Origin of the sequence: Sphingosinicella microcystinivorans (genome assembly GCF_003634215.1) — a bacterium.
Classification (GTDB): domain Bacteria; phylum Pseudomonadota; class Alphaproteobacteria; order Sphingomonadales; family Sphingomonadaceae; genus Sphingosinicella; species Sphingosinicella microcystinivorans.
In genome coordinates this window covers 496,553-521,621 of record NZ_RBWX01000007.1, presented here as the reverse complement: position 1 = coordinate 521,621, position 25,069 = coordinate 496,553, and the positions used below count along the sequence as shown (strand labels likewise).

General features: G+C 65.2%; 25 protein-coding genes. 19 read left to right on the top strand and 6 right to left on the bottom strand.

Annotated elements, in window-relative coordinates; translation table 11 throughout:
• Nucleotide 1 precedes the first annotated feature (1 nt).
• Nucleotides 2-1,591: an N-acyl-D-amino-acid deacylase family protein gene (locus DFR51_RS02910; protein WP_121047536.1), complete on the top strand. Its 1,590-nt coding sequence runs from the start codon at nucleotides 2-4 to the stop codon at nucleotides 1,589-1,591.
• A complete protein-coding gene (locus DFR51_RS02905; RefSeq protein ID WP_121047535.1) occupies nucleotides 1,588-2,835 on the top strand; it encodes a dicarboxylate/amino acid:cation symporter in 1,248 nt (415 codons plus the stop codon). The genes DFR51_RS02910 and DFR51_RS02905 overlap by 4 nt, the downstream gene beginning before the upstream one ends.
• Here DFR51_RS02905 and DFR51_RS02900 read toward each other — a convergent pair.
• Together DFR51_RS02900 and DFR51_RS02895 are read right to left on the bottom strand one after the other, a co-directional pair.
• A complete protein-coding gene (locus DFR51_RS02900; RefSeq protein WP_121047534.1) occupies nucleotides 2,832-3,119 on the bottom strand; it encodes a DUF2218 domain-containing protein in 288 nt (95 codons plus the stop codon). The genes DFR51_RS02905 and DFR51_RS02900 overlap by 4 nt on opposite strands.
• 2 nt (nucleotides 3,120-3,121) lie before the next feature.
• Nucleotides 3,122-3,703, bottom strand: coding sequence for a PadR family transcriptional regulator (locus DFR51_RS02895; protein WP_121047533.1), 582 nt, complete (start codon nucleotides 3,701-3,703; stop codon nucleotides 3,122-3,124).
• A 106-nt stretch (nucleotides 3,704-3,809) separates the two neighbouring features.
• Here DFR51_RS02895 and DFR51_RS02890 point away from each other — a divergent pair, with 106 nt between their 5' ends.
• Genes DFR51_RS02890 through DFR51_RS02875 form a run of 4 tightly spaced genes read left to right on the top strand, consistent with a single transcriptional unit; the run spans nucleotide 3,810 to nucleotide 7,642 of the window.
• Nucleotides 3,810-5,120: a replication-associated recombination protein A gene (locus tag DFR51_RS02890; protein ID WP_121047532.1), complete on the top strand. Its 1,311-nt coding sequence runs from the start codon at nucleotides 3,810-3,812 to the stop codon at nucleotides 5,118-5,120.
• Nucleotides 5,107-6,459 carry a serine hydrolase domain-containing protein gene (locus tag DFR51_RS02885; protein WP_243445589.1) on the top strand — a complete coding sequence of 451 codons (1,353 nt, stop codon included), beginning with the start codon at nucleotides 5,107-5,109 and terminating at the stop codon, nucleotides 6,457-6,459. Before DFR51_RS02890 ends, DFR51_RS02885 begins: the two co-directional genes overlap by 14 nt.
• Complete coding sequence (locus DFR51_RS02880; protein ID WP_121047530.1) at nucleotides 6,456-6,797, top strand: MmcQ/YjbR family DNA-binding protein; 342 nt, start codon at nucleotides 6,456-6,458, stop codon at nucleotides 6,795-6,797. The genes DFR51_RS02885 and DFR51_RS02880 overlap by 4 nt, the downstream gene beginning before the upstream one ends.
• Entirely contained in the window at nucleotides 6,752-7,642 is an 891-nt protein-coding gene (locus DFR51_RS02875) for a hypothetical protein (RefSeq protein ID WP_121047529.1), read from the top strand. Before DFR51_RS02880 ends, DFR51_RS02875 begins: the two co-directional genes overlap by 46 nt.
• Nucleotides 7,643-7,681: 39 nt before the next feature.
• On the opposite strand, the gene DFR51_RS02870 is transcribed toward DFR51_RS02875, so the two are convergent.
• Nucleotides 7,682-8,293: a PEP-CTERM sorting domain-containing protein gene (locus DFR51_RS02870; protein ID WP_197723701.1), complete on the bottom strand. Its 612-nt coding sequence runs from the start codon at nucleotides 8,291-8,293 to the stop codon at nucleotides 7,682-7,684.
• Between the two features lie 306 nt (nucleotides 8,294-8,599).
• Here DFR51_RS02870 and crcB point away from each other — a divergent pair, with 306 nt between their 5' ends.
• The 5 genes from crcB to DFR51_RS02845 are packed head-to-tail and all read left to right on the top strand — an operon-like array spanning nucleotide 8,600 to nucleotide 11,688.
• Nucleotides 8,600-8,965, top strand: a complete 366-nt coding sequence (gene crcB / locus DFR51_RS02865; RefSeq protein WP_197723700.1) for a fluoride efflux transporter CrcB — start codon at nucleotides 8,600-8,602, stop codon at nucleotides 8,963-8,965.
• Nucleotides 8,962-10,089, top strand: coding sequence for an RluA family pseudouridine synthase (locus DFR51_RS02860; protein WP_121047527.1), 1,128 nt, complete (start codon nucleotides 8,962-8,964; stop codon nucleotides 10,087-10,089). The genes crcB and DFR51_RS02860 overlap by 4 nt, the downstream gene beginning before the upstream one ends.
• A complete protein-coding gene (locus DFR51_RS02855) occupies nucleotides 10,086-10,751 on the top strand; it encodes an HAD-IA family hydrolase (protein WP_121047526.1) in 666 nt (221 codons plus the stop codon). Before DFR51_RS02860 ends, DFR51_RS02855 begins: the two co-directional genes overlap by 4 nt.
• A complete protein-coding gene (locus DFR51_RS02850) occupies nucleotides 10,748-10,969 on the top strand; it encodes a hypothetical protein (protein ID WP_121047525.1) in 222 nt (73 codons plus the stop codon). The genes DFR51_RS02855 and DFR51_RS02850 overlap by 4 nt, the downstream gene beginning before the upstream one ends.
• A complete protein-coding gene (locus DFR51_RS02845; RefSeq protein ID WP_121047524.1) occupies nucleotides 10,966-11,688 on the top strand; it encodes an ATP12 family chaperone protein in 723 nt (240 codons plus the stop codon). Before DFR51_RS02850 ends, DFR51_RS02845 begins: the two co-directional genes overlap by 4 nt.
• On the opposite strand, the gene DFR51_RS02840 is transcribed toward DFR51_RS02845, so the two are convergent.
• The gene (locus DFR51_RS02840) at nucleotides 11,642-12,196 is read right to left on the bottom strand and encodes a hypothetical protein (protein WP_126494586.1); all 555 of its coding nucleotides are present in this window, start codon (nucleotides 12,194-12,196) and stop codon (nucleotides 11,642-11,644) included. The genes DFR51_RS02845 and DFR51_RS02840 overlap by 47 nt on opposite strands.
• Before the next feature lie 145 nt (nucleotides 12,197-12,341).
• Between DFR51_RS02840 and DFR51_RS02835 the strand changes: the two genes are divergently transcribed.
• From DFR51_RS02835 to DFR51_RS02805, 7 genes are read left to right on the top strand one after another with little or no spacing between them, the layout of a single operon-like run.
• Nucleotides 12,342-13,874, top strand: coding sequence for an acyl-CoA carboxylase subunit beta (locus DFR51_RS02835; protein ID WP_121047522.1), 1,533 nt, complete (start codon nucleotides 12,342-12,344; stop codon nucleotides 13,872-13,874).
• A 14-nt stretch (nucleotides 13,875-13,888) separates the two neighbouring features.
• The gene (gene bioB, locus DFR51_RS02830; protein WP_121047521.1) at nucleotides 13,889-14,902 is read left to right on the top strand and encodes a biotin synthase BioB; all 1,014 of its coding nucleotides are present in this window, start codon (nucleotides 13,889-13,891) and stop codon (nucleotides 14,900-14,902) included.
• A gap of 12 nt (nucleotides 14,903-14,914) precedes the next feature.
• On the top strand, nucleotides 14,915-15,580 hold the full coding sequence (locus DFR51_RS02825; protein WP_126494584.1) for a GNAT family N-acetyltransferase: 666 nt from the start codon (nucleotides 14,915-14,917) through the stop codon (nucleotides 15,578-15,580).
• Nucleotides 15,577-16,749, top strand: coding sequence for an ATP-grasp domain-containing protein (locus tag DFR51_RS02820; protein WP_121047519.1), 1,173 nt, complete (start codon nucleotides 15,577-15,579; stop codon nucleotides 16,747-16,749). The genes DFR51_RS02825 and DFR51_RS02820 overlap by 4 nt, the downstream gene beginning before the upstream one ends.
• Nucleotides 16,746-17,834, top strand: coding sequence for a sugar-transfer associated ATP-grasp domain-containing protein (locus tag DFR51_RS02815; RefSeq protein WP_121047518.1), 1,089 nt, complete (start codon nucleotides 16,746-16,748; stop codon nucleotides 17,832-17,834). The genes DFR51_RS02820 and DFR51_RS02815 overlap by 4 nt, the downstream gene beginning before the upstream one ends.
• Nucleotides 17,834-18,910, top strand: a complete 1,077-nt coding sequence (locus DFR51_RS02810; protein WP_121047517.1) for a sugar-transfer associated ATP-grasp domain-containing protein — start codon at nucleotides 17,834-17,836, stop codon at nucleotides 18,908-18,910. The genes DFR51_RS02815 and DFR51_RS02810 overlap by 1 nt, the downstream gene beginning before the upstream one ends.
• A gap of 60 nt (nucleotides 18,911-18,970) precedes the next feature.
• On the top strand, nucleotides 18,971-20,989 hold the full coding sequence (locus DFR51_RS02805) for an acetyl-CoA carboxylase biotin carboxylase subunit (protein ID WP_121047516.1): 2,019 nt from the start codon (nucleotides 18,971-18,973) through the stop codon (nucleotides 20,987-20,989).
• Between the two features lie 6 nt (nucleotides 20,990-20,995).
• Here the strand turns inward: DFR51_RS02805 and DFR51_RS02800 are convergent, their stop codons facing one another.
• Both DFR51_RS02800 and gmk read right to left on the bottom strand, forming a co-directional pair.
• Nucleotides 20,996-22,480, bottom strand: coding sequence for a Do family serine endopeptidase (locus DFR51_RS02800; protein ID WP_243445587.1), 1,485 nt, complete (start codon nucleotides 22,478-22,480; stop codon nucleotides 20,996-20,998).
• Nucleotides 22,481-22,556: 76 nt separating this feature from the next.
• Entirely contained in the window at nucleotides 22,557-23,216 is a 660-nt protein-coding gene (gene gmk, locus DFR51_RS02795; RefSeq protein ID WP_121047515.1) for a guanylate kinase, read from the bottom strand.
• 125 nt (nucleotides 23,217-23,341) lie between these two features.
• Between gmk and DFR51_RS02790 the strand changes: the two genes are divergently transcribed.
• Nucleotides 23,342-25,069, top strand: a complete 1,728-nt coding sequence (locus DFR51_RS02790; RefSeq protein WP_160119125.1) for a GGDEF domain-containing protein — start codon at nucleotides 23,342-23,344, stop codon at nucleotides 25,067-25,069.

Genomic DNA, 25,069 nt, shown 5'->3' with positions numbered 1-25,069 from the left:
GATGGATATTCGAGGGCTGAAGAACAAGGTGCGCGCGGCTGTCGCCACCGCTGCGCTCACGACGACGCCCTTCCTCGCCGCTTCGGCGGCCGAAGCCGATCTCGTGCTGAAGGGTGGTACCATCTACACTGGTACGGATGCACCGTTCGTCGGCGATGTCGCAATTAGCGGCGACCGAATTTCCTACGTGGGTAAAAAGGCGCCCGGTGACGCTGGGCGCGTGATCGACGCGAAGGGCCTGATCATCGCCCCGGGTTTCATCGACACGCACACGCACGTGAACGGCATGCTCGGCGGCGACGACGCGACGGAGCGGCTCGTTCTGCCGTTCATGATGCAAGGTGTGACCACGGCGTTCATCGGCAACGACGGCTATGGTGACCCGGATACCGGAAGGTTGCTTGGCGCCGCCGCAACCCGTCCGGTAGGGATCAACTACGCAACCTATGTTGGGTTTGGCGCCGTTCGGAGCAAAGTGATCGGGCAGGATGACCGGGCACCGACGGCAGCAGAACTCTCCGAAATGAAGCAGCTTGTCGCTTCCGCGATGTGCAGCGGTGCGCTCGGCTTTTCCACCGGCCTTTTCTACGCGCCGCAGAGCTTTGCAAAGCAGGATGAAGTCATAGCGCTCGCAAAGGAAGCGGCCATTCGCGGCGGCATTTACGACAGCCACATCCGAGATGAATCGAGCTACACGATCGGGCTCTCCGTCGCGATCGACGAAGCCATCACCGTGGGCCGCGAGGCGGGAATGCCGGCCCATATTGGGCATATCAAGGCGCTCGGTGTCGATGTGCATGGGCAGGCGCCTGCGATCATCGCGAAAATCGAGGCTGCTCGCGCCGCCGGTCAGATCGTTCATGCGGATCAGTATCCATGGTCGGCGTCCGGCACTGGCCTCTCGGCCTCCCTGCTGCCGCGCTGGGCGGAAGACGGTGGACGCGCCGCGATGCTGAAGCGCTTTGACGAGCCGGAAACGCTTGCGCGCATTCGCCCCGAAATGCGCGAGAACCTGCGCCGGCGGGGCGGCGCCGCTTCGCTGCTCATCACCTCCGGACCGGACGATCTCGTCGGCAAGACGCTCGAAGCGATCGCGAAGGAAAGCGGCGCCGAACCCATCGACGCCGCCATCGCCATCCTGCGCCGCGCACAGGTGGGCGTCGCCTCGTTCAACCAGAGCGAAGCGGATATTGCCGCTTTCATGAAACAGCCGTGGGTGATGACGAGTTCGGACGGCTCGATAGGCCATCCGCGCCTTTACGGTACGTATGCACGCAAATACGCAAAGTACGTGAAGGCGGACAAAGTCATCTCGCTTCGGGATTTCATTGAACGCAGCACCGCCCTTCCCTCGAGCGCCTTTTCGCTGGAGGGACGCGGGACGCTGAAGCCCGGTGGATTCGCGGACGTGATCGCCTTTGATCCAGTCACCTTTGCGCCGCGCGCCGATTATGCGCAGCCGACGCTGTTCGCCAAAGGCATACGCACCGTAATCGTGAACGGCAGGGTCGCAGTGGAAGACGGCGCGCCCACCGGCATCGCCGCAGGCCGAGCGCTGGCGCGCACGCCGAAAGCCGGAACCTGCCTGTGACACTCATTCGCGGATGGTTCCAAATCGCGCTGTGGAAGCGGGTTCTCGGCGGCCTCGCGCTTGGCGTCGCCTTCGGCCTGCTCTGGCCCGCCGCAACCGACACGGTCGCCATCCTCGGTGATCTGTTCATCCGTCTCATTCGGATGCTCGTCGTCCCGATCGTGTTCGTCACGATTGCCTCGGGCGTATCCTCGCTCGGTGACCCCAAGCGTCTCGGCTCTGTGGGGGTGCGCACCATCGGACTGTTCGCGGTCACGACCGCTATCGCGGTTTCGATAGGCATGATTACCGGGCTCATCGTGGAGCCGGGAATTGGCGCCAACCTCGGGGCCGCCGAACCGAGACCGCTCGGCGTACCGAAATCCACCTATGACCAGCTTGTTGGTATCGTTCCTACCAATGTTTTCGAGGCGCTGATCGCGGGCGACATGCTTGCGATCATCTTCTTCTCGCTGCTCCTCGGGATCGGCACGATCCTCGCGGGGGAGGCCGGGAAACCTCTGGCGGGTCTGCTGCAATCAACGGCGAACGTGCTGTTCCAGATGATCCGCGTCATCATGGAAGCGACGCCGTTCGGCGTGTTCGCGCTTACCGCAGGTGCCATCGCAGCAAACGGCCTCGCTGTTTTCACCAACATCGGACTGCTCGCACTTTGCGTGGTGCTCGGTTCACTGGTCCAGATGGCTTTCGTGCACAGCACGCTGATCCGCGGCATCGTGGGGATGCCGCTCAAGGTTTTCTTCCGGGGCATCGCGGACGCACTCGCGGTCGCCTTTTCCACCTCGTCATCTTCAGCAACGCTGCCCGTGGCGCTGCGCGTCGCACGAGACAATCTGGGCGTGCAGCCTGCCATCGCCTCCACCGTCCTGCCGATCGGCGCCAGCATCGGCAAGGACGGGACGGCGATGTATGTCGGCTTGCTCAGCGTGTTCAGCCTGCAGGCGCTCGGCATCGTTCCGGACGTGGGGATGCTCCTCGTCATCTTCCTTACCGGCGCGCTCGCCGCGTTCGGCACTGCGCCGATCCCATCGGCCTCGCTGTTCATGCTCGCCGCTGTCCTCAATTCCGTCGGCGTTACAATGGAGCAGGCGGCCTTGATCGTCGGCTTCATCCTGCCGTTCGATCGCCTGCTCGACATGACGCGCACGGTGCCGAACGTTTGCGCGAACCTTGCCGTCACCACCACGGTCGCGCACTGGGAGGGTGATCTCGACAGGACCACCAGCGCGCGCGACGCGATTTAGGCGGCAAGCCACCGAAACGTAAGCGGCGCCTCGCGGAAGGCGAAACGGTCGAGGTGGCTCGCCACCACGTCCTTCATCCGCTCGAGAACGCCCGCATCGTCCGCATCGAGAACCACGGCGAGCGCCTCCGGCTCGGCAGTCATGATGACCGTCGCTTCGGGGAACGTGACCCGGCCCTGCGCGGCATCGAACGTCACCTCGAATTTGTGGCTCCAATGCTTGCAGAGCTGCTGCATGTAGCGGCTGCCGTTTGCTGTCGGCACGGCGGCGGTTGCGGTCGCCATGTTCAGAGCCTTTCGATCTTGTGCGCGGCTTCGTCGATGATGCGCGCGGCCTCCAGCATCGCCTCGCGGTCGGCGCCTCTGTCCCACATGCGGCCCTTGAGCACGGAGCCGAGGTTCATCATCGCGCGCCAGACCGGTGCAGCGTCGGCGCGGGTATTGGCCTCGCCTGCAGCATCCAGCCGTTCGAGGAGGGCGTTCAGGTCTTCGCGGCGCTCGTCGAGGTGCGCCTTGCCCTTTGCCGTTGCCGCGTAGAGTTTCCGGCTGCCATCGGCGCGCTCCTCGGCGAGTTCCATGTCGGCGAGCAGGGTGAGCGTCGGATAGACGACACCGGGGCTCGGCGCATAGGCGCCGCCGGTGCGGGCCTCGATCGCCTCGATCATTGCATAGCCGTGCAGCGGCGATTCCTCGATCAGCGACAGCAGCAGAAGTTGCAGCTCTCCCGCACCGAGGCGGCGGCGGCGGTGGCCGCGTCCGCGCTCGTCGTCTTCCATTGCGGCGCCGAGTCCGGCGAGGGCCTCGGCGAAGCCGCCCCAACCGCGACGACCGCGCCACCGCGGATGGTGGCCGTGTCTATGTCCCATCATATCTTTGATACCTTTCGACTCACTAAATTGACTCTAAGATATATCTTAGAATATCGAAAGCAAGACGCTTTTGCGCTGCGCCCGAGACGACTAAAGTCCGCGCCTCATGCCTGATCTCTTCGCCAAGGATTCTCCGAAAACCGATGCGGCGCCCGCTGCGGACGCGCCGCTAGCAGAGCGGCTGCGGCCGCGCACGCTTGCCGATGTCGTCGGGCAGGAACACCTGACCGGGCCCGAGGGCGCGATCGGCCGGATGGTTGCGGCGGGGAAGCTTTCGAGCATCATCTTCTGGGGGCCGCCGGGCACCGGCAAGACCACGATCGCACGCCTGCTCGCCGATGCCGTGGGCCTGCGCTTCGTGCAGATCTCCGCCGTGTTCTCGGGCGTCGCCGATCTGAAGAAGGCGTTTGCCGAGGCGCGCGAGTACGCGAAGCTGGGGCAGAAGACGCTGCTGTTCGTGGACGAGATCCACCGTTTCAACCGCGCGCAGCAGGACGGCTTCCTGCCGTTCGTGGAGGACGGCACGGTGACGCTGGTCGGCGCCACCACCGAGAACCCCAGCTTCGAACTCAACGCCGCGCTCCTTTCGCGCTGCCAGGTGCTGCTCGTCCACCGGCTGAACGAAGCGGCGCTCGAGGAGCTTCTGAAACGCTCGGAAGCGGATTTCGGACGCCCCCTGCCCCTGACGCCCGAGGCGCGCGAAGCCCTCCTCCATTCCACGGACGGCGACGGCCGCTTCCTGCTCAACCAGATCGAAACGCTGATGTCGGTGCACCTCGACGCACCGCTCGATCCCGCAGGGCTCCGCGACCTTCTCCACCGCCGCGTCGCCGTGTACGACAAGGACCGCGAAGGCCACTACAACCTCATCTCGGCGCTTCACAAATCGATGCGCGGGTCCGATCCGCAGGCCGCGCTCTATTATCTCGCGCGGATGCTGACGGCGGGCGAGGAACCGCTTTACGTGCTGCGCCGGATCACGCGCTTCGCAAGCGAGGATATCGGCCTCGCGGATCCGCAGGCGCTCATTCAGTGCATGGCAGCGAAGGATGCCTACGACTTCCTCGGCTCCCCCGAAGGCGAACTCGCGATCGTGCAGGCCTGCCTCTACTGCGCGACCGCGCCCAAATCGAACGCCGCCTATGTGGCGCAGAAAGCGGCATGGCGCAGCGCACGCCAAACGGGATCGCTGATGCCGCCCGCAAACATCCTGAACGCGCCGACCAAGCTGATGAAAGACATCGGCTACGGCAAGGACTATGCCTACGATCACGACGCCGAAGGCGGCTTTTCGGGCGACAATTACTGGCCAGAAGAGATGCGGCCTGAAACCTATTACCGCCCCACCGAACGGGGCTTCGAAAAGCGCGTCAGCGAGCGGCTGGCCTGGTGGGAGGAACGCCGTGAACGGAAATAGCCTTGTCGCAGCGCTGATGCTGCTGAGCAGCGCGGCGGCTGCAGCGGACGCCGACCCCTACAATCGCGCGCTCGCTGCCGGATACAAGGCGCAGTTCACCTGCAGCGGCGTGTTCAATGCCGGGCGCACGCCCGAGGCGATCGCCGGGCATGAGCTTGCCGGCACGCAGGAGAATGTCGCGCCGCTGCTCGCCGATCTCGAAGCGCGCATCGACGAAACGGCGAAAACCGTCTCCGTGAGCTTCGACCCCACCATGCCGCCGCGCATCGCGGCGTGGCGCCCATGGCTCGGCTGCAGCGGTCTACCCATCGGTGCGACAGCGGTGAACCTGCCGACACTCTCCGTGTCCCCGCCGCAATTCATCCGCGCGCCCGATTGGCCCTATGGCGACGTCGGCGCCGAGGCGAAACCGAAGGGCAACGCAAAGGCGCTGGCCGCTGCGATCGACGAGGCGTTCGCGACATCGAACACGACCGGCGTCGTTATCGTGCAGCGCGGCCACATCGTCGCCGAGCGATACGCCGAAGGCTTCGGACAACATGTGCCGCAGCGCACGTGGTCCGCCGCCAAGAGCATGACCGGCACGCTGATCGGTGTTGCCGCACACAAAGGTCTGATCGACCCCGCCAAGCCCGCGCCTATTCCCGAATGGCAGACGCCCGGCGACCCGCGCGCCGCGATCACCACGGACAACCTGCTGCGCATGGCTTCGGGCCTCCACAGCGATTTCGCGGGCAACCGCACCGATGCGATCTATTTCGGCGGCACGACCGTTGGAGAGAACGTGCCGGGACAGGCGCTTGAGGCGAAGCCCGGCACGCGCTTCCGCTATGCCAACAACGACACGCTGCTCGCCGCCTATGGCCTGCGCGCAGTGATCGGGGACGACGCCAAATACAACGCCTTCCCGTTCACCGAGCTGTTCTGGAAAATCGGTATGACGCACACGTTTGCGGAAACCGACTGGCGCGGCAATTTCATTCTCTCCTCACAGGTCTGGTCGACGGCGCGCGATTTCGCGCGGCTTGGTCTTCTGTACCTCAACGACGGCGTGTGGAACGGGGAGCGCCTGCTGCCCGAAGGCTGGGTTCGTTACGTCAGCACGCCTTCCGGTCCGCAGCCGGGCGAAGCGGGCGTCAGCTACGGCGCGACCTTCTGGCTGCTGAACGCGCGGGACGACATCCCCAAGGATACGTTCGGCGCGTTCGGCAACCGCGGCCAGTTCATCGTGATCGTACCGAGCCGCAACATCGTGATCGTGCGCCGCGGCGAGGACCACGCCGGCGGCCGCTTCGAGATCGCCGACTTTGTCGCGTCGGTCCTGAAAACACTGAAATGAGCCTCGACTGGGACAGCGTTGCCGCGTTTGCGCTGACGCTGCCCGGCGCGGAGCTTTCCACAAGCTACAGCCAGCCCGCCGTGAAGGTGAACGGCCGCGCGTTCGTGAACACGGGGCACGAGCCGGGCTCTTTCTGCCTGCAGATCGACATGGACACGGTCCTGTTACTGAAGGAAACCGAACCCGCCACCTATTGGCAATCTCCGCACTATGAAGGCTGGCCCGCCGTGCTCGTCCGTTACGACACCGATGACCCCGAGCGCGTGCGCGCCATGATCGAACGCGCTCACGCATGGCAGGCGGGCAGGCCCAGACCGCGCGGCCGGAAGAAGGCTTGAGCCGCTTCGCGCGCTTTGCCGCGATCGACTGGTCCGGCGCGAAGGGAAGCCGCCACAAGGGCATCGCGATCGGCATTGCCGAAGCGGGTGACGCAGCGCCCCGGCTGGTGAAGCCCGGTCATGTCTGGTCGCGCACGGAGGTGCTGGACTGGATCGCGGCGCTCGCCGACGGTCCGCCGACGCTCGTGGGCATGGATTTCAGCTTCGCGCCGCCGTTCGTCGCGCGCGGGGCTTATCTGCCAGGCGACGCGGCGCCCAACAATGCACGGTCCTTCTGGGCGTTTGTGGATGCCGCCTGCGAAGACGAAGACCTCGGCGCCGCCTCGTTTCTGGAGCGCAGCTTCCGGCGCCATTTCTACTTCGGCAAGGCGGACGGCACGAAGGCGGATTTCATGCACCTGCGCGAATGCGAGGCCGCATTCAACGCCGGCGGGGGCGGCAAGCCTTCCACCGTTTTCGACGCGATCGGCGCGGCGCAGGTGGCAAAAGCGAGCTTCGCGGGGATGCGCCTGCTGCACCATCTTGCCGGGCGCGTGCCGGTGTGGCCGTTCGATCCGCCGCCCGCCCGAGGCTCTCTCCTCGTCGAAATCTATTGCCGTGCCTTCATCCGCCTCTCCGGGAGGCGCGGGCTGAAGCTGCGCAGCCTTGCCGATCTCAACGCGGCGCTGGCCGGGCTCGGCACACGCGCGATGCGCAGCCGCATGGAACTGAACGACAACCAGACCGACGTTCTCGTGGCAGCCGCCGGCCTCCGTGCCATTGCAGATAAGCCTGCGTACTGGCACCCCGAAACCCTCGATGCGGTGATCGCCCACACCGAGGGCTGGACATTCGGGGTGCTATAAAGGCCGATTTCCGCTTCGGCCTGAAACGACCTTTTCTGTTCAGGAGCGGCGACGGCGGGCCATGGCGAACGCCAGAATTCCCATGCCGAACAAGCCAAGCACGCCCGGCTCTGGAATCGCCGTCGACTCGTCTTCCGTCGTGAGGCGGAACAGATCGAAGGTCCACGCCTGGCTCGTGCCGTGCAGCGGCTCGTTGCGCAGGCGGACGCCAAGGCTGGTCCAACCATCAGTGATCGCCTGATTGAACCATGTCGTGATGTCGGCGCTGATCACGTCGCCGACCGAAAGGCCCGCAGTGGTAAAGCTCATCACATAGGCAGCCATCGGCGCTTCGAAGTCCGAGAGATCCTCGGTGTTGTTGCCCTCGTATATCTCGATGTCGATAGTGCCATCGAACGGCGTGTCGTTCACGCCGGTGAAGAGCCCGCCCGCCTTGAACACGTTGAATGTCACGAAGGCGGCGGGCGATGCGGCAAGGCCCGTGAGATCATACTCCGAAAGACCCCGCACCTCTTCGCTCGAATAACGACCGACCTCCGCCTTGCCCGCCGGGTTCCCGAAGGCGCCGCCGGTGTTCGAATGGAAATGCGTGCCAACGCTGAAATCATCGTCAGCACTCGCGACGGAAAAGGTAAATCCATCCGTTATCAAGGCAGCCTGTGCCGGAAGCGAAACGAAATATAAGGCGCAAACAGAAGAAATAGTCACAGCGACTCTTTTCATGTTAACCTCCCGTAATAAAATCCCACGCCCCTAACGAAATGATTTCAAGCAATATTTATACCAACGATATTTATTAGTTGTTTTCTTTTGTTTGGCGTTTCGTGATCGTTATATTCGTAAATTTGTGTAATTTATTCCGACGATTATTTGTGACGCATTCGAAATGTCCGGAACCCGCGGAGCCGCTACAACAAGGGTGGACGGACGACGCCCTATGGCTCAGAAGCCCGGGCCATGATTCAACATTTCCTGATCGTCGGAATCGGGGGCGCCACGGGTGCGATGCTACGGCATGGCGTCGGCATGGCGTCGCTGCGCCTGATGGGGCCGAGCTTCCCGTGGGGCACGCTGATCGTCAACGTGGTCGGCGGCCTGCTGATGGGCCTGCTTGTCGGTATCCTTGCGGAGCGCGGCGGCAGCGAGCCGGTGCGCCTCCTGCTCGGCGTTGGCATACTCGGCGGGTTCACAACATTCTCGGCATTCTCGCTCGACGTCGTGGCAATGCTGGAGCGCGGGGCGGCGCTGACCGCCATCGGCTACGTGACAGCTTCGGTCGCGCTTTCGATTGCCGCGCTTTTCATTGGGAAGGCATTGGCATGAGCCAGAACGAAAGCGACAGCGTCCGCCAGTTCACCGTCGGCGAAGACGATGACGGCATCCGGCTCGACCGCTGGTTCAAGCGGCACCTGCCCGACACCAGCTTCACGACGGTCGCCAAGTGGGCGCGTACGGGCCAGCTTCGGCTGGACGGCAAGCGCGCGCAGCCCGGCGACCGCATCGAAACGGGGCAGAGCATCCGGGTGCCCCCGGCCGAAGCGGCGGCACCGATGATCATGTCGGTGAAGAAGCCGGAGCGCCGACAGCTGACGGACGACCAGATCGAGTTCGCGCAAAGCCTGGTCATCTACCGTGATGAGCACGCGATCGTGATCAACAAGCCCGCGGGGCTAGCGACGCAGGGCGGCACCAAGATGACCGAGCATGTCGATGGGCTGCTCGACGCGCTGATGTTCGACCGCACGGACCGACCGAAGCTCGTGCACAGGCTCGACAAGGACACCAGCGGCGTGCTCCTCCTCGCGCGGACGTCGCGCGCGGCGGCGCACTTTTCTAAGGCGTTCGCGGGACGCACCGCGAAAAAGCTCTACTGGGCGATCGTGATGGGTGTGCCCGATATCCGCGACGGCATGATCGACCTGCCGATCAGCAAGCAGCCCGGCACCGGCGGCGAGAAGATGCATATCGATGAAGCCGGGGGCCAGCGTGCCGTGACGCGCTATCGCCGCATCGAGCGTGCAGCAAGCCGCGCGGCCTGGCTCGAAATGCAGCCGCTCACCGGCCGCACGCACCAGCTTCGCGTTCATGCCGCCGCGATCGGCCATCCTATCGTCGGCGATGCGAAATACGGCGGCAAGGAAGCCTTCCTTTCGGGCAGCGTTTCGCGGAAGCTTCACCTGCACGCGCGGCGGCTGGTGATCGAGCTGCCGGGCGGCAAGATGCTCGACATCAAGGCCGATCCCGCACCGCACTTCGCCGAAAGCCTCGCCACCATCGGCTTCGACGCCTCGATTGGCGACCTGCCGCTTGAGGAGGAGCTCGTCGATCCGGGCGCCGAAGAGCGGAAAGCCCGCCACAAGGCACGCGACGCCCGCCGCGAACGTCGCGATTCGCACCGCAACCGCCGGGGCAGCGGACGCACCGCGCCGACGCGGAGCAAGAAATGACCCTCCGCCTCGCGATCTTCGATTGCGACGGCACGCTCGTCGACAGCCAGGCGAACATCATCGACTGCATGGCGGATACGTTCGCGAAGCACCGCCTTGATGCGCCGGACACGCACGCCGTGCGGCGCGTCGTCGGCCTGTCGCTCGCCGAGGCCATGGCCGTACTGCTGCCGGATGCAGAGGCGGATTTTCACAGCCGGCTTGCCGAAGACTACAAGCTCGCCTTCCAGGGCCGCCGCGCGAACGGCGGGCTGGCAGCCGAGCCGCTCTATCCGGGAGTTCGGGATGGACTCATTCATCTTGAACGCAGCGGCTGGCTGCTTGGCGTCGCTACCGGCAAATCCGATCGGGGTCTCGCGCTGACGCTGATGCACCACGAGATTCACGGCCGCTTCGTCACGCTGCAGACTGCGGACCGGCACCCATCGAAACCGCACCCGTCGATGATCCAGTCGGCGATGGCGGAAACCGGCGCCCGGCCGGAAAACACGGTGATGATCGGCGACACCGTGTTCGACATGGAAATGGCAGTGGCGGCGCGCGCAGACGCGATCGGAGTCGATTGGGGCTATCACGAGCCGCAGGAACTGACGGCAGCAGGCGCACGCCACGTCGCCACCGATTTCAGCGCACTCATCACCGAGCTGGAGCGGCAGGCATGAACGATCTTGCAAAACGGCGCTGGGTGTTTCTGAACGTGCTGCGTGTCGGCGGCCTCGGCATCATGGCGTTCGGGCTCTACCTCTGGCGTATCGGGATTGGCGGCGCGCCGGACGAACTTCTCGGCAAGGTTCTGTTCCTGTTCGGCCTGTTCGAAGCGCTGCTGCTTCCCGCGATCCTGCGCCGCCGCTGGCGCAGCACAGAGACATACGACAAGTGAAGCGGTTCTACACGGCGGTTGCCGCCGTTCCCGAAGACGGCGCATGGAAGATCACACTCGATGCGCGGCCTGTACGCACACCGAAGCGCGCGCTGCTCTCACTGCCGACCGCCGCGCTCGCCGCCGCGGTTGCGGAGGAGTGGGATGCGCAGGGCGATGAAATCCTGCCCGCGACAATGCCGATGACCGGGCTCGCGAATGCTGCGATCGATCATGTGCAGCCGGACCCTCAGGCCTTCGCGGCGAGCCTCGCCGCTTACGGCGAATCCGATCTCGTCTGCTACCGCGCCGACACGCCCGCCGACCTCGCCGCGCGGCAGGCCGAGGCTTGGGACCCGTTCGTCAGCTTTGCGCGCTCCCGCTACGACGCCGCGCTCCGCGTGACGGACGGGATTGCGCATATCGCTCAGGAACCGGCAGCGGTGCAGCGCCTCGGCGCGGCGCTTCAGGGTATGGACGCCTGGAAGCTCGCGGCGATGCAGCCGCTGGTCACCATAGCCGGCTCGCTCGTCATCGCGCTTGCGCTCGCCGAGCGCGAAACGGATGCGGAGGCGGCGTTCGCCGCAGGGCACCTCGACGAGCTGTATCAGGCCGAAAAATGGGGTGACGACGCCGAAGCCACAGCCGCACGCGCCGCGCGCCGCGCTGCGTTCGACGCCGCCGACCGCTTCCTCAGCCTGCTGGATACGACTTCGGCAGGAACCACTTCGCGAGGATGAAGCCCGCGGCACTGAGCGAAATCAGGTCCACCACCGCCACGTAGAGCGTGAACGTCCAGTCCCCGCCGAACCAGATCGGCTCGCCCAGACGAACGAAGACGACGATCGCGAGGCTCGCTGTCACCACGATCGCCATCCGCTCCCCGAAGTTCCAGATCTTTGGCGCGACGCGCAGGAGCAGCAGCCCAAGCAGGAAGGCCGAGACGGCCATGTGGACAAAGCCCTTCACCATCGCCATCGGGTCCACCATCTCGGAGCCCTGCAGGTTGACGCGCAGCATCGCCGTCGGCCCCGCGCGGTGCGCCGCCATGGCCGCCTCGTCCACGCCTGTCGGAATGAAATAGGTGCCGCTCGCGGGAAGCCCCTTCAGCGCCTCCTGCACCGTCATCTGCGTTTCAAACGGCGCAGTCTTGTAGGCGTTTGAGAACAAAGGCGTACCGTAGAACACAAAGCCGATCAGGAACATTGCAACGGCAGCGACGAGGCTGCCGACAAGCAGTCTGCCCATATCTCCCTCCCCTCGTTCCGGCGGCGCGGGCGGGGGCCTTTGGCCGCCGGGCTAGAAGGTAGCACATTTTCGCGCGGGCGTGACATCGCCGCGTCACACGGCTAAGCGCGGTGGCGAATCGATAATGGAGCGGGGGAACTTGCCGATGCAGAAGGTGCTTGCCGAACTCGAACGCCGCCGCGATGCAGCCAAACTGGGCGGAGGACAGGCGCGCATCGATGCGCAGCACGCCAAGGGACGCCTGACGGCCCGTGAACGGCTCGACATCCTGCTCGATCCCGGCAGCTTCGAAGAGCTCGACATGTACGTCGAGCACAACTGCGTCGATTTCGGCATGGCCGAGCAGACGATCCCCGGCGACGGCGTCGTCACCGGATCGGGCACGATCAACGGCCGCCTCGTCTATGTGTTCAGCCAGGACTTCACCGTGTTCGGCGGTTCGCTTTCGGAACGTCACGCACAGAAGATCTGCAAGGTGATGGACACCGCCATGAAGGTCGGTGCGCCTGTCATCGGCCTCAACGATTCGGGCGGCGCGCGTATTCAGGAGGGCGTTGCTTCGCTCGGCGGCTATGCCGAGGTGTTCCAGCGCAACGTGCTCGCGTCCGGCGTCATCCCGCAGATCAGCCTCATCATGGGGCCATGCGCTGGCGGCGCGGTTTACAGCCCGGCAATGACGGACTTCATCTTCATGGTGAAGGACTCTTCCTACATGTTCGTCACCGGCCCGGACGTCGTGAAGACCGTGACGAACGAGGTGGTGACGCAGGAGGAACTGGGCGGCGCTGTCACCCACACCTCGAAGTCCGGCGTCGCCGACGTCGCGATGGAAGACGATGTGGATGCGCTGCTGCGCACCCGTGCCTTCTTCGACTTCCTGCCGCTGAGCAACCGCCAGCCTGCGCCGTTCCGTCCCACCGAGGACGACCCGGAACGCCTGGAGATGAGCCTCGACACGCTGATCCCGGACAGCGCCAACAAGCCCTACGACATGCACGAGCTGATCCGCAAAGTCGCGGACGAGGGCGAGTTCTTCGAGCTGCAGCCATACCACGCGGGCAACATCATCATCGGCTTCGCGCGCATCGAGGGCTCCACGGTGGGCATCGTCGCCAATCAGCCGATGGTGCTGGCTGGCGTGCTCGACATCAATTCGTCGAAGAAGGCCGGTCGCTTTGTGCGCTTCTGCGACGCCTTCAACATCCCGATCGTGACCTTCGTGGACGTGCCCGGCTTCCTTCCCGGCACCGCGCAGGAGCACAACGGCATCATCAAGCACGGCGCCAAGCTGCTGTTCGCCTATGCCGAAGCGACCGTGCCGAAGATCACCGTCATCACGCGCAAGGCCTATGGCGGCGCCTACGACGTCATGTCCTCCAAGCATCTGCGCGGCGATCTCAACTACGCGTGGCCGACCGCCGAGATCGCCGTGATGGGCGCGAAGGGCGCAGTGGAGATCATTTTCCGCAAGGACATCGGCGACCCCGAAAAGATCGCCGACCGCACGCGCGAGTATGAGGCGCGATTCGCCAACCCGTTCGTCGCGGCCTCCAAGGGCTTCATCGACGAAGTGATCATGCCGCACTCGACGCGGCGCCGCATCGCCATCGGCCTTCGCAAGCTCCGCACTAAGAGCCTCGAAAACCCGTGGAAGAAGCACGACAACATCCCGCTTTAAGAGGGAAGACCACCATGAACGTCCACAAGCCGATCGCCCGCGAAGTCCGCACCGACTGGACACGCGACGAGGTCGCCGCACTGTTCGACCTGCCGTTCGCGGACTTGATGTTCGAGGCGCAGACCGTGCACCGCGCGCACTTCGATCCGAACGCGGTGCAGCTCTCGACGCTGCTCTCGATCAAGACCGGCGGCTGCCCGGAGGATTGCGGCTATTGCAGCCAGTCCGCGAGCGCCGAAACCGGCCTGAAGGCCGAGAAGCTGATGGACGTGGACGCCGTGCTCGCCGAGGCGCGCGCCGCGAAGGATGCAGGCTCCGGCCGCTTCTGCATGGGCGCTGCATGGCGCAGCCCCAAAGACCGCGACATGCCCGCGATCGTTGAGATGGTGAAGGGCGTCCGCGCCATGGGTCTCGAAACCTGCATGACGCTCGGAATGCTCTCGGCCGACCAGTCCCGCCAGCTCGCCGAGGCCGGACTCGACTACTACAACCACAACATCGACACGAGCCCCGAGAACTACGCCAACGTCATCACCACGCGCACCTTCGAGGATCGTATCGAAACGCTGGAAAACGTGCGCGGCGCGGGCATCAACGTGTGCTCGGGCGGCATCGTCGGCATGGGCGAAACGCGCAGTGACCGTGTCGGCTTCCTGCACGCGCTCGCGACGCTTCCGCATCATCCCGAAAGCGTGCCGATCAACGCGCTCGTGCCCGTGAAAGGCACCGTGCTCGGGGACATGCTGGCCGACACGCCGCTCGCCAAGATCGACGAGATCGAGTTCGTCCGCACGGTAGCGGTCGCGCGCATCCTGATGCCCGAAAGCATGGTGCGCCTGTCGGCGGGCCGTGAGAGCATGTCGGATAGCGCCCAGGCTTTGTGCTTCATGGCGGGCGCGAACAGCATCTTCACCGGCGACCGGTTGCTGACCACGCCGAACGCGGGCGACAGCAAGGATGCGGCACTGTTTGCACGCCTTGGCGTCCACCCGATGGAATTGGCCGCACCCGAGATTGCAACCGTCTGAATATTAGCGCATTTGCAACGCGCCACCGATAGACAGGCGCGCATGAGCGGCGACGGCATCCTTTCGAAGATAGCCCGGCAACCCACGGTTGCGCGGTTGTGGAGCGATCATGTGCTGCATTTGTTTGCAGCCGACGTGCCCGGCGCCGGCGCGCCCGCCGATCTCGACATTCGCGTGAACGACATGAGCCATGTCCGCCGCTTCGAGCAGACCGTGCCATGGCAGACGCGCGAGCACTTCGTTTCCGCGGCGGAGCGACGCCTGGCGGAAGGCAAGACGCTGTTGTTCACGGTTGCCGCGGCGGATGGCCCCCTGCTCGGCTATGGCCTTGCGCACCCGAATTCCCAAGACACGACCTACACGCATGTCGGCCAGCGTGTGGTGTGGCCGGAACGGACGGCGACGCTCTATGGCGGCTACGTGCATCCCATGGCACGCGGGCACGGCCTTCACGCCGCACTGCAGCTTGCGCGCATCCGGTATCTGATCGCGGAGCTCGGTATGCGCTGGGTGGTGAGCGGTGTGGTGAGCACGAATCTTGCCGCGCTGGCGAGCGCCCGGAAGTCCGGCGTGCGCCCGGTCGCGCTGCTTCGCACACGGCGACGGCTGGGCATGGTCCGCATGACCGCTGAGCGGATCGATCCGACTTTCGAAGCCCGCTTCGTGGACGCCGCGTGAAGGCCGCGATCCTCGTCCCCGATGTCCAGACGCGCGCGCAGCTCGCCGCGCTGCGTTCGCTCGGCCGTGCGGGCTACGAAACGCACGCCGTGGCGGCGGCCCCGCAGGCGATGGGCCTGCGATCGAGATTTGCTCGACACACAGCGACGCACCCGTGCTACGGCGATGCGGCCTTCTGCGACTGGCTCGCCGCCTATGCGAAGGCAAACGGCATCCGCATGATCGTGCCTTCAGGCGGACTGCTCTCTGCCGTGCGCGAGCGTTTCGCCGAATTCAGCCCGCTCCTACCCGTCTCCGCCGATCCCGCGATCGTCTACGCGGGCGGCGACAAGATCGCAGCCTACGACTGCTGGCGCGCAGCGGGCCTCCTCGATCATCACCCGAAAACACGCGTGGTACGCGCGGGCGAAACCCCGGATCTTTCCGGCTTTCCGTTGCCGATCTACGTGAAGGGCGGACGCGGTGCGGACGGCGAGGTCGTCGGCGTCGGCTTCCACCAGTGCCGGAGCATCGACGCGGCCGAGGAGGCCATCCGCCGCACGCTCGCGGCGGGCTATGAAAGCGTTCTCGTGCAGGGCGGCGTCACCGGGCGGCAGGTGGGCGTGAGCCTGCTGATGGGACCGGAAGGCGCGCTCGCCGGCAACGTCGTCGTCGATTGCCATGCCGAGCCGCACAGCAAGGGCACGATGTCGCTGCGCCGCAGCGAATGGCATCAGGACATCTACGACGACGCCGTGCGCCGCCTGTCCGCGCTCGGCTGGATCGGCTGCGCGATGGTGGAATACCGGCGCGATGACGACAGCGGTGATTTCCACGTCATCGAGGTGAATGCGCGCTTCTGGCAGTATCTGCACCTCGATCTGCACGCGGGCGTCGATTTTCCGCGCCTTGCCGCCGAATGGTTCCTCGAAGGCCGCATCCCGCCGCCGATCCGCCCCAGGCAGGGCATCGTCTGCCGCGACACCTTCCCCGGCGAATTCGCGTGGCTGGCGAACACGCTGCGCCGTCCAGGCAGCAAGGCGGCGACACTCGCCGCGTTCACCGGGCGCTTCATCGATCCCCGCATTCATGCCGATTTAAACTTTCCCGGGGATAGGGCGTTGTATTTCCGGGAGTTCGGACGCTTCGCGGCGAACGAGCTTCGTGCGCTACGCAGGAAGATCATATGAACCTCGGGCTGACGCTCGGCCAAATCGTGAAATCAGCTCGTGCAGCAAAACAGCAAACGGGCCGCTCGATCACGGGGCAGGTGTGGGATATGGCCCGGCTGCGTTTCGCGCCCGGCCGCATCAGACCCGAAGCCTATTTCAAATACCGCCTGTACACGCCGGGAATCCCCATGGAGCGCAAGCGGCGGTTCGTGGACGAGTGGGCGCGACCGAGTTTTTACCGGTTCGACGACCGCCGCTTTTACGCCATGGGTACGGACAAGCTTCTGTTCTACACGTTGATGCGCGCGTGGAACCTGCCGGCGCCCCGCGTGATCGCCGTCATCCACCCCTGGCGCGTGTTCGCCGATGCCGAAACGCTGCGCGATGCCGCCGAGATTCGGTCCTTTTTCGTGCGGCGCGGTAACAACCCGTTCTTCATCAAGCGCGTCGACGACATTCGCGGCCGCGGCGCCGCCCTTGTCCGCGCGGTGGACCCGGCCGCGGGCCTTGTCCGCCTGGGCAATGGAGAATCGGTCTCGCTCGACGACTTCGTCGCCCGGCATACCGGGACGCGCGACGGCGGATTCGTCATTCAGGAACTGGCGCGGCCCCACCCCGACGTCGCCGCCGTAATCGGCGACCGGCTCGCTACCGTTCGCGTGATGACCTTCGCACACGAGGGAACATTCAAGGTGAAACGGGCGCTCCTGCGCATTCCGGTCGGCAGATCGATGACCGACAATTTCGCAGCTGGCGCCGCCGGAAATGCTTATGCGGCGATCGATACCGAAACCGGCAGGCTGATCACGGCCACGCGCGGTACGGGGCTCGATCAGCGCGAGCTGGAAACGCACCCGGACACTGGCGTACCTTTTGCCCGCCTGACGATGCCGGGCTGGGACAGCGCGATCGCCGACATACGCCGCGCCGCCTCTTACCTGCCGGGACTGAAGATGGCGGGCTGGGATCTGGCCTTCACCGATCAGGGCGCCATGCTTATCGAAGTGAACGCCGCACCCGGCGTCGTGCTTCCGCAGCTTTATTTCGAACCTCTCATGGACGCTGATACGAACGCGCTCCACGCACCGGAAAAGGCTGCCTGATGGGTCTTCGCAACATCACCGATACCCTTCGCTATGCGCGCGCAGGCACCGCGGACGGCGGGCTGCCGCTCGGCGCGCAGCTTTCGGAAATGATTCGTCTGCGCTTCGGCCCGTTTCGGCTGCGGCCGCAGGAATATTACGAGCAGCGGCTGTATCGACCCGAAATGCCCTTCGAAGCGAAGCGGGCGTTCGTCGGTTCCTGGGCGAAGTCCACGATCTACAGCGCGGGCAACCACCGATGGGACGCAGTCGCCGACGACAAGCTGCTGACTTATCAGTTTCTGGATGGCCTCGGCCTTCTCTATCCCAAGATCGTCGCCATCGGGCACACGCATCGCACCTATCCCGGCGTACCGACGCTCGACTCACCTGAGGCGCTAGGCGCGTGGCTGCGCGATGGCTGCCCCTTCCCTCTCTTCGCAAAGCCGTCTGACCTTGCCCTTGGAATGGGCTGCGCACTCATCCAGGGTTACGATCGCGGATCGGATGCGCTGCAGCTGTCCGACGGAACGGCAATCGGCATTGGCGACTATGTGCGCAAGATGTGGACCCGCTCAGCCGGCCCGCTGATCTTTCAAGAGCTTATCATCCCCCATGAGGATCTCGTCCGCGTGATCGGTCCGCGCGCGGCGACGATGCGCATCATGGTCCTGCTGCTGCCCGAGGGGCCGCGCGTCCATCGCATCGCATTTCGCATCCCGGTCGGCAGCAACATGACGGACAACTACCGCAGCGGCAAAAGCGGTAACATGCTGGGACATGTCGACCCCAAGACCGGCGAGGTGATGACTGTCCATTCCGGCGTCGGCGCCGCGCATCGGACGATCGCGCACCACCCGGATACGGGCGTTCCTTTCGCGGGCTGGCGCCTACCATTCTGGCCGGAAACGCTGAATGCCGTGCGTATCGCCGCTGCCGGTCTCGCGGGGATTCCGGTGCAGGGCTGGGACGTCGCCCTCACACCCGAAGGCCCCTCCTTCGTTGAGGTGAACCACCGGGGCGACTTCGACCTTCTGCAGCAAGCGGAGGGACGCGGCGTCGCGGATGAAACCTTCCTTGGCCTCCTCAAGGCTTGACGCCGCCGCACTTCACCGCTTGAAGGTCCGCGTCATAGGTTTGGGGGGGCGGCGCCTTTCATGTTCAAAAAAATCCTGATCGCAAACCGCGGCGAGATCGCTTGCCGGGTCATCAAGACAGCGCGGCGCATGGGTATCCAGACGGTTGCGGTCTATTCGGATGCGGACGCAGGCGCGCTTCACGTGGAAATGGCGGATGAGGCCGTGCGCCTCGGACCGCCGCCGGCCGCCGAATCCTACCTTCTTGGCGACGCCATCATCGCCGCGTGCAAGGCGACCGGTGCCGAGGCTGTGCATCCGGGCTACGGTTTCCTCTCGGAGCGCGAGTGGTTCGCGAAGAAGCTCGCCGAAGAGAACATCGCCTTCATCGGCCCGCCGCCCAATGCCATCGCCGCGATGGGCGACAAGATCGAATCGAAGAAGCTCGCCAAGGCCGCGGGCGTCAACGTCGTCCCCGGCTTCGTGGGCGAGATCGAGGATACCGAGCACGCCGTCCGCATCGCGAACGAAATCGGCTATCCGGTGATGATGAAGGCCTCGGCCGGCGGCGGCGGCAAGGGTATGCGCCTCGCCTACTCCGAGAAGGACGTGCGCGAGGGCTTCGAGGCGACGAAGCGCGAGGGGCTGTCGAGCTTCGGCGACGACCGCGTGTTCATCGAGAAGTTCATCGTCGAGCCGCGCCACATCGAAATCCAGGTGCTCGGGGACCAGCACGGCAACGTGCTTTATCTCGGCGAGCGTGAATGCTCGATCCAGCGCCGCCACCAGAAGGTGATCGAGGAGGCGCCCTCGCCCTTCGTGACGCCCGAGATGCGGAAGGCCATGGGCGAGCAGGCCGTCGCGCTGGCGAAGGCCGTGGGTTACTACAGCGCGGGCACGGTCGAGCTGATCGTCAGCGGCGCGGATACGACCGGCATGGGTTTCTACTTCCTGGAGATGAACACGCGCCTGCAGGTGGAGCATCCGGTGACGGAGTGCATCACCGGGCTCGACCTCGTCGAGCAGATGATTCGCGTTGCGGCGGGCGAGAAACTCGCCTTCACGCAGGACGACGTGAAGCTCTCCGGCTGGGCGCTCGAAAGCCGCGTCTACGCCGAGGACCCCTACCGCAACTTCCTGCCCTCGATCGGCCGCCTGACGCGCTATGCGCCGCCAGAGGAGACGAGCGGCGAGACCACCGTGCGTGTCGATACCGGCGTCGTCGAGGGCAGCGAGATTTCGATGTTCTACGATCCGATGATCGCCAAGCTGATCACACATGCGCCGACGCGTATCGAAGCGGCAGATCTTCAGGTCGCCGCACTCGACCGCTACCGGATCGACGGCATCGGCCACAACATCGACTTTCTCTCGGCCGTGATGCAGCACCAGCGCTTCCGCGACGGGCGTCTCACCACCGGCTTCATCGCCGAGGAGTATCCGGACGGCTTCGAGGGTGCGCCCTTTACGGACGAGAAGCGCGACGACCTGATCATCGCCGCCGCCGTCATCAACGCCATCACCGTGCAGCGCGCGCAGTTCATCGAAGGCCAGCTGAACGGCCACGGCGCGCAGTTCGGACCCGACTGGGTGATCGAGATCGACCGCAAGCCGTTCCGGGTGCACGCCGAGGAAACGAGCAGCGGCTGGACCGTGACCCACACGTTCGAAGGCGGCACGCACACGCACAACGTGGCGACGGAATGGGAACCGGGCGAGCCGGTGTTCCTCGCCGACGTGGACGGCCGCGACGTCGCCGTGAAGCTCGCCCTGAAGCCCGTGGGCTATCGCATGACGGTGAAGGGCTCGGCCCACAACGTCCGCGCGCTGACACCGCGCGCAAGCGCGCTCGCCGGGCACATGATCGAAAAGATTCCGCCGGACCTCTCGAAGTTCCTGCTTTGCCCGATGCCGGGCCTCGTCGTGTCCGTCTCCGTCGCGGCCGGAGACACGGTCGAGCCGGGTCAGGCGCTTGCCGTCGTCGAGGCGATGAAGATGGAAAACATCCTCCGCGCCGAAAAGGCGGCCGTGGTGAAGTCCGTGAACGCCAAGGCGGGCGACAGCCTCGCCGTCGACGCCATCATCATGGAATTCGAATAGGGCTCCTCAGCCCCGGCACTGCAGCGAGGACGGCGCGCGGAAGTAGCATTCGCGCGTGGTGCCGCCGCGGCTCATGCGGAGCGTCATTTCCGCCTGCGCCTCGTTCACCTGGGTCTGCAGCCCCTTGGCGCTCGTCACGGCCCGGCCGTTCACCGCTTCGATGATATCGCCGGGCTGGACGAGCCCTACGCGTAGCGCCGGGGCGCGCGGGTCGGCGCCCATGACAACCACACCCTTGTCGGGCAGCCCGCCGCCGATTTCGGAAGAGAGCGCGGGCGACAGGTTCGCAACCGTGATGCCTGCAAGGATCGAGCGGCCGCCGAGCAGCGTGGTGTCACGCGCGGGCACCTCGGGCGGCGCGACAAGCTTCAGGGCCACATTCTCCGCCTTGCCGCCCCGCAGCAGCGTGAGCTTCACAGTGTCCCCCACCGGCTTGCTGGCAACCAGGTAACGCAGCGTATCGGGGTCCGACGCATCCTTGCCGTCGACGGCGTAGACGATGTCGCCGACGCGCACGCCGGCCCGGTCGGCGGGAGAGCCCTTGTTCACCTCGTTGATGACAACACCCATCGGCCGATCAAGGCCCGAGGCTCGGGCGATTTCGGACGTCACCGGCTGGCCAGCCATGCCCAGCCATGGGCGGGAGACCTTGCCGGTCTTCGCGCCCGCGATGAACTGGCGGACCATGTTGGCCGGAATCGCAAAGCCGATGCCGTTCGAACCGCCCGAGCGCGAATAGATCGCCGTATTGATACCAACGAGGCGACCGTCCATGCCGATGAGCGCGCCGCCTGAGTTGCCGGGGTTGATGGCCGCGTCCGTCTGCACGAAGAACTGGTAGTCGCTGATCCCGACGCCGGTACGCGCGAGCGCGGAAACGATGCCGTGCGTAACCGTCTGGCCGACACCGAACGGGTTGCCGATGGCGATCACCACATCGCCGACCTCGGCGCGGTCGCTGTCGCCGAGCGGAACGACGGGAAGCGCCGTACCACCCACCTCCACCTTCAGCAGCGCAAGATCGAGCTGCTTGTCGGTGAACATCAGCTTCGCGGAAAACTCGCGCCGGTCGGCAAGCGCGACCTTGATCTCGTCCGCGCCCTCGACGACGTGGTTGTTGGTGACGATGAGGCCCGTGCCATCGACGATGACACCCGAGCCGAGCGCCTGCTCGACGCGCGGCTGCGGCGTCATGCGGCCGCCGCCGAAGAACAGATCCCAGAACGGATCGCGGCGCGTGCGGTTCACACGCGCCGTGTAGACGTTGACGACAGCAGGCACACTCGCCTTCACGAGCGGCGCATAGGACAGCATCAACTCCGTATTGCTGGTCGGTACGCGGCGCGGCGTTTCCGGGGGCGCTGCAGCCGCAGCAAGCTGCGCCACCTGCTGCGCCGAGGCCTGCGGCTCGATCTTGTCGATGGCCATGGCGAAGCTCGTGCCCGCGATTGCGCCCGCGGCCAGCAGCCAGAGTGATCGGTTCGCTTTCATCGTTCGTCCCGTGATGTTTCCGGCAATCACATAGGTACGCGAAAGGCGGGCGTTAACCCCCTGCCTTCGCGTTCGATCAGCCTTGTTTTCCCACCATCTCGCGGGTGAACTCCGTAAGCCACGCTCCCCGGCGCGGCCGGCGGAGCCGTTCGGCGTAGACGATGGTGTGAATCTGTTCGAAGCAATCGTGCATGTCTTCGTTGACGAGCACGTAGTCGTATTCAGGCCAGTGGCTGATTTCGGCAGCGGCGCGCGACATGCGGCCTTCGATCACCTCTTCGCTGTCGGTGCGGCGCGCGCGCAGACGGCGTTCCAGCTCGCCCATCGTGGGCGGCAACAAGAAGATGGAGACGACATCGTCGCCCATCGACTGTGCAAGCTGCTGCGTGCCCTGCCAGTCCACATCGAACAGCACGTCGCGGCCCATGCGGAGCGCGGTCTCTACGGCAGCGCGCGGCGTGCCGTAGCGATTGCCGAACACGTGCGCCCATTCCAGGAACTCGCCCGCCTCAACCATGCGCTCGAACTGCGCCTCGGTGCGGAAATGATAGTCGATGCCGTCCACCTCGCCCGGGCGCTTGGCACGCGTCGTCGCCGATACGGAAACCGCCATCTGTGGTTCCGCCGCGAGCAGCCGCCGCGCCATGGTGGTTTTTCCGGCGCCCGAGGGGGAGGACAGCACGAAAAGGATACCGCGCCGCTCGATTTTTCCGGCCTTGTCTGTCCGTGCGTCCATGCGCGCCGGACATAAAGCAAGGCGAGCCGTGGTCAAGATTGCGCAAAGAAGAACGTAATTAGCGAATCGTTATCATCCGCTGCGTTAACCTAAAGCGGATGCATGGTTTTTTCGGCATAACCGCCATGTTCGCACGGCGCGGGCTGCTCTTGCTTGCGGCATTGCTTTTCTGTGCGTCGGCCATGTCTTCGGCAGCGAACGCGCAGATTGGGCTCGATATCAGCACTGGCGCGTGCATTTTCCCCGATCATGACAACCTCGGCCTTGCCGACGCGATGCAGAGGGCCGCGCGCGGCGACTGCCCTGGGCGGCTATCCACGGGCGAGATGCGTGACAGCTGGCTGGTGAAATCCGGCCTCGCCCTCGCGCAGAAGCCTGCTGAGCCCCTGTCCATCCACCTCAAACAGACGCTTTTCGAAGAGGTTACACTCTTCGTCCGCTATGCCGACGGCACCGTCTGGACGACGCGCCACGACGCCGCCTCCGCCGCACGCCACACCGAACTCGGTGGCATGTTCCGGCTGCGCATTCCATGGCGGCCGGGAACGATCGAAACCATCGCGCTGCACGCTGAGAAGGTCGTCGACCCGCGCGGCGCCTTCGTTCGCCCTGCGGTGGAGAACGCACGAGCGGAATCCATCGAAACCGAGCGGCAATCGCTGACCTACGGCCTGTTCGGCGGTGTGATTCTGGCCACGTTGTTCTTCAACCTCGTCCTGCTCGTCTGGCTGCGCTACGCGTTCCTCTTCTTCTACTGCGGCATGACCGCCGCGACGTTGTTCTACGGCATTGCTGCATCCGGCATCCTGATGCGGCTGCTCCCTGCGGGATTGCCGCCCATGCTCGGCAACGTGGTCGCGGAGGCCATTCTGCCGGTGATGCTGTGGTTCGCGGTCGTCTTCACGATCACGTTGCTGGAACGGGGTGCCGTGCACATGCGGCTCGGCATCGCGGGCATCGCGCTCGCGACATTGCAGGTCGGCGCAGGTGTCATCGCACTCATCACGCTGTTCCTGGCGCCGGAGATGCTTCATTTCCCGCTCGCCGCGGTCAACATCCTCGGCGCACTCACCATGGCGCTGATCTTCCCGCTGGCGATCATCGCATGGCGCCGGGGCAGCCGCATCATCCTCATCTACACCGTGGCCTGGGCCGTGCCGCTTGCCGGAGCCTTCGCCCGCATCCTCGTCGCGCTCGGCTTCATCGAGACGAGCGCCTTTATCGAGGACAGCTATTTCTACGCGATGTGCCTTGAATGCGTGCTCAGCATGATCGGTATCGCCTACCGCATCTCCAACATTCGCGCCGAGCGCGACGAGGCCCGCGCCCGCGAGATCGAACTAACTTACCTTGCCGAAACCGACGCGCTGACCGGCCTTCTCAACCGCCGTGCCTTTATCGAATACGGCATCCGCAGGAGCGGCAAGGGCAAGCTGAAATCCCGGCTGCTGCTGATCGACATCGATCACTTCAAGACCGTGAACGACGGCTTTGGACACGAATTCGGCGACCGCGTGCTGCGCGAGGCCGGACGGCTGATCGAGAGCATCTCGCCCGTGAACGCCGTTGCCGGCCGGCTCGGCGGCGAGGAGTTCGCGCTCATCGTGCCCTATGCCGAACGCGACGACACCGCCGGGACGATTCTCCGCGCCTTCCGCTCGACGCCGATGACGGACGGCATCCGCATTACCGTCAGCATCGGCTCCGCATCGGGCATCATTGCCGACGACCGCACCTGGCGGCAGGTATACCGGCGCGCAGATGCGGCGCTTTATGAAGCAAAGAGGACCGGACGCGACCGGCATGTCGCTGCCACCGGGCCCGACGACCCCTCGGTAGCCACCGCGGCCTGA

Excerpts from the sequence above, each read along its gene's own strand:
- crcB (WP_197723700.1), top strand. The coding sequence starts at position 8,600 with ATGATTCAACATTTCCTGATCGTCGGAATCGGGGGCGCCACGGGTGCG.
- DFR51_RS02855 (WP_121047526.1), top strand. The coding sequence starts at position 10,086 with ATGACCCTCCGCCTCGCGATCTTCGATTGCGACGGCACGCTCGTCGAC.
- gmk (WP_121047515.1), bottom strand. The coding sequence starts at position 23,216 with ATGGACGCACGGACAGACAAGGCCGGAAAAATCGAGCGGCGCGGTATC.
- DFR51_RS02815 (WP_121047518.1), top strand. The coding sequence starts at position 16,746 with ATGAACCTCGGGCTGACGCTCGGCCAAATCGTGAAATCAGCTCGTGCA.
- DFR51_RS02860 (WP_121047527.1), top strand. The coding sequence starts at position 8,962 with ATGAGCCAGAACGAAAGCGACAGCGTCCGCCAGTTCACCGTCGGCGAA.
- DFR51_RS02810 (WP_121047517.1), top strand. The coding sequence starts at position 17,834 with ATGGGTCTTCGCAACATCACCGATACCCTTCGCTATGCGCGCGCAGGC.
- DFR51_RS02880 (WP_121047530.1), top strand. The coding sequence starts at position 6,456 with ATGAGCCTCGACTGGGACAGCGTTGCCGCGTTTGCGCTGACGCTGCCC.
- DFR51_RS02805 (WP_121047516.1), top strand. The coding sequence starts at position 18,971 with ATGTTCAAAAAAATCCTGATCGCAAACCGCGGCGAGATCGCTTGCCGG.
- DFR51_RS02850 (WP_121047525.1), top strand. The coding sequence starts at position 10,748 with ATGAACGATCTTGCAAAACGGCGCTGGGTGTTTCTGAACGTGCTGCGT.
- bioB (WP_121047521.1), top strand. The coding sequence starts at position 13,889 with ATGAACGTCCACAAGCCGATCGCCCGCGAAGTCCGCACCGACTGGACA.
- DFR51_RS02875 (WP_121047529.1), top strand. The coding sequence starts at position 6,752 with ATGGCAGGCGGGCAGGCCCAGACCGCGCGGCCGGAAGAAGGCTTGAGC.
- DFR51_RS02790 (WP_160119125.1), top strand. The coding sequence starts at position 23,342 with ATGTTCGCACGGCGCGGGCTGCTCTTGCTTGCGGCATTGCTTTTCTGT.
- DFR51_RS02800 (WP_243445587.1), bottom strand. The coding sequence starts at position 22,480 with ATGAAAGCGAACCGATCACTCTGGCTGCTGGCCGCGGGCGCAATCGCG.
- DFR51_RS02900 (WP_121047534.1), bottom strand. The coding sequence starts at position 3,119 with ATGGCGACCGCAACCGCCGCCGTGCCGACAGCAAACGGCAGCCGCTAC.
- DFR51_RS02895 (WP_121047533.1), bottom strand. The coding sequence starts at position 3,703 with ATGATGGGACATAGACACGGCCACCATCCGCGGTGGCGCGGTCGTCGC.
- DFR51_RS02890 (WP_121047532.1), top strand. The coding sequence starts at position 3,810 with ATGCCTGATCTCTTCGCCAAGGATTCTCCGAAAACCGATGCGGCGCCC.
- DFR51_RS02840 (WP_126494586.1), bottom strand. The coding sequence starts at position 12,196 with ATGGGCAGACTGCTTGTCGGCAGCCTCGTCGCTGCCGTTGCAATGTTC.
- DFR51_RS02910 (WP_121047536.1), top strand. The coding sequence starts at position 2 with ATGGATATTCGAGGGCTGAAGAACAAGGTGCGCGCGGCTGTCGCCACC.
- DFR51_RS02835 (WP_121047522.1), top strand. The coding sequence starts at position 12,342 with ATGCAGAAGGTGCTTGCCGAACTCGAACGCCGCCGCGATGCAGCCAAA.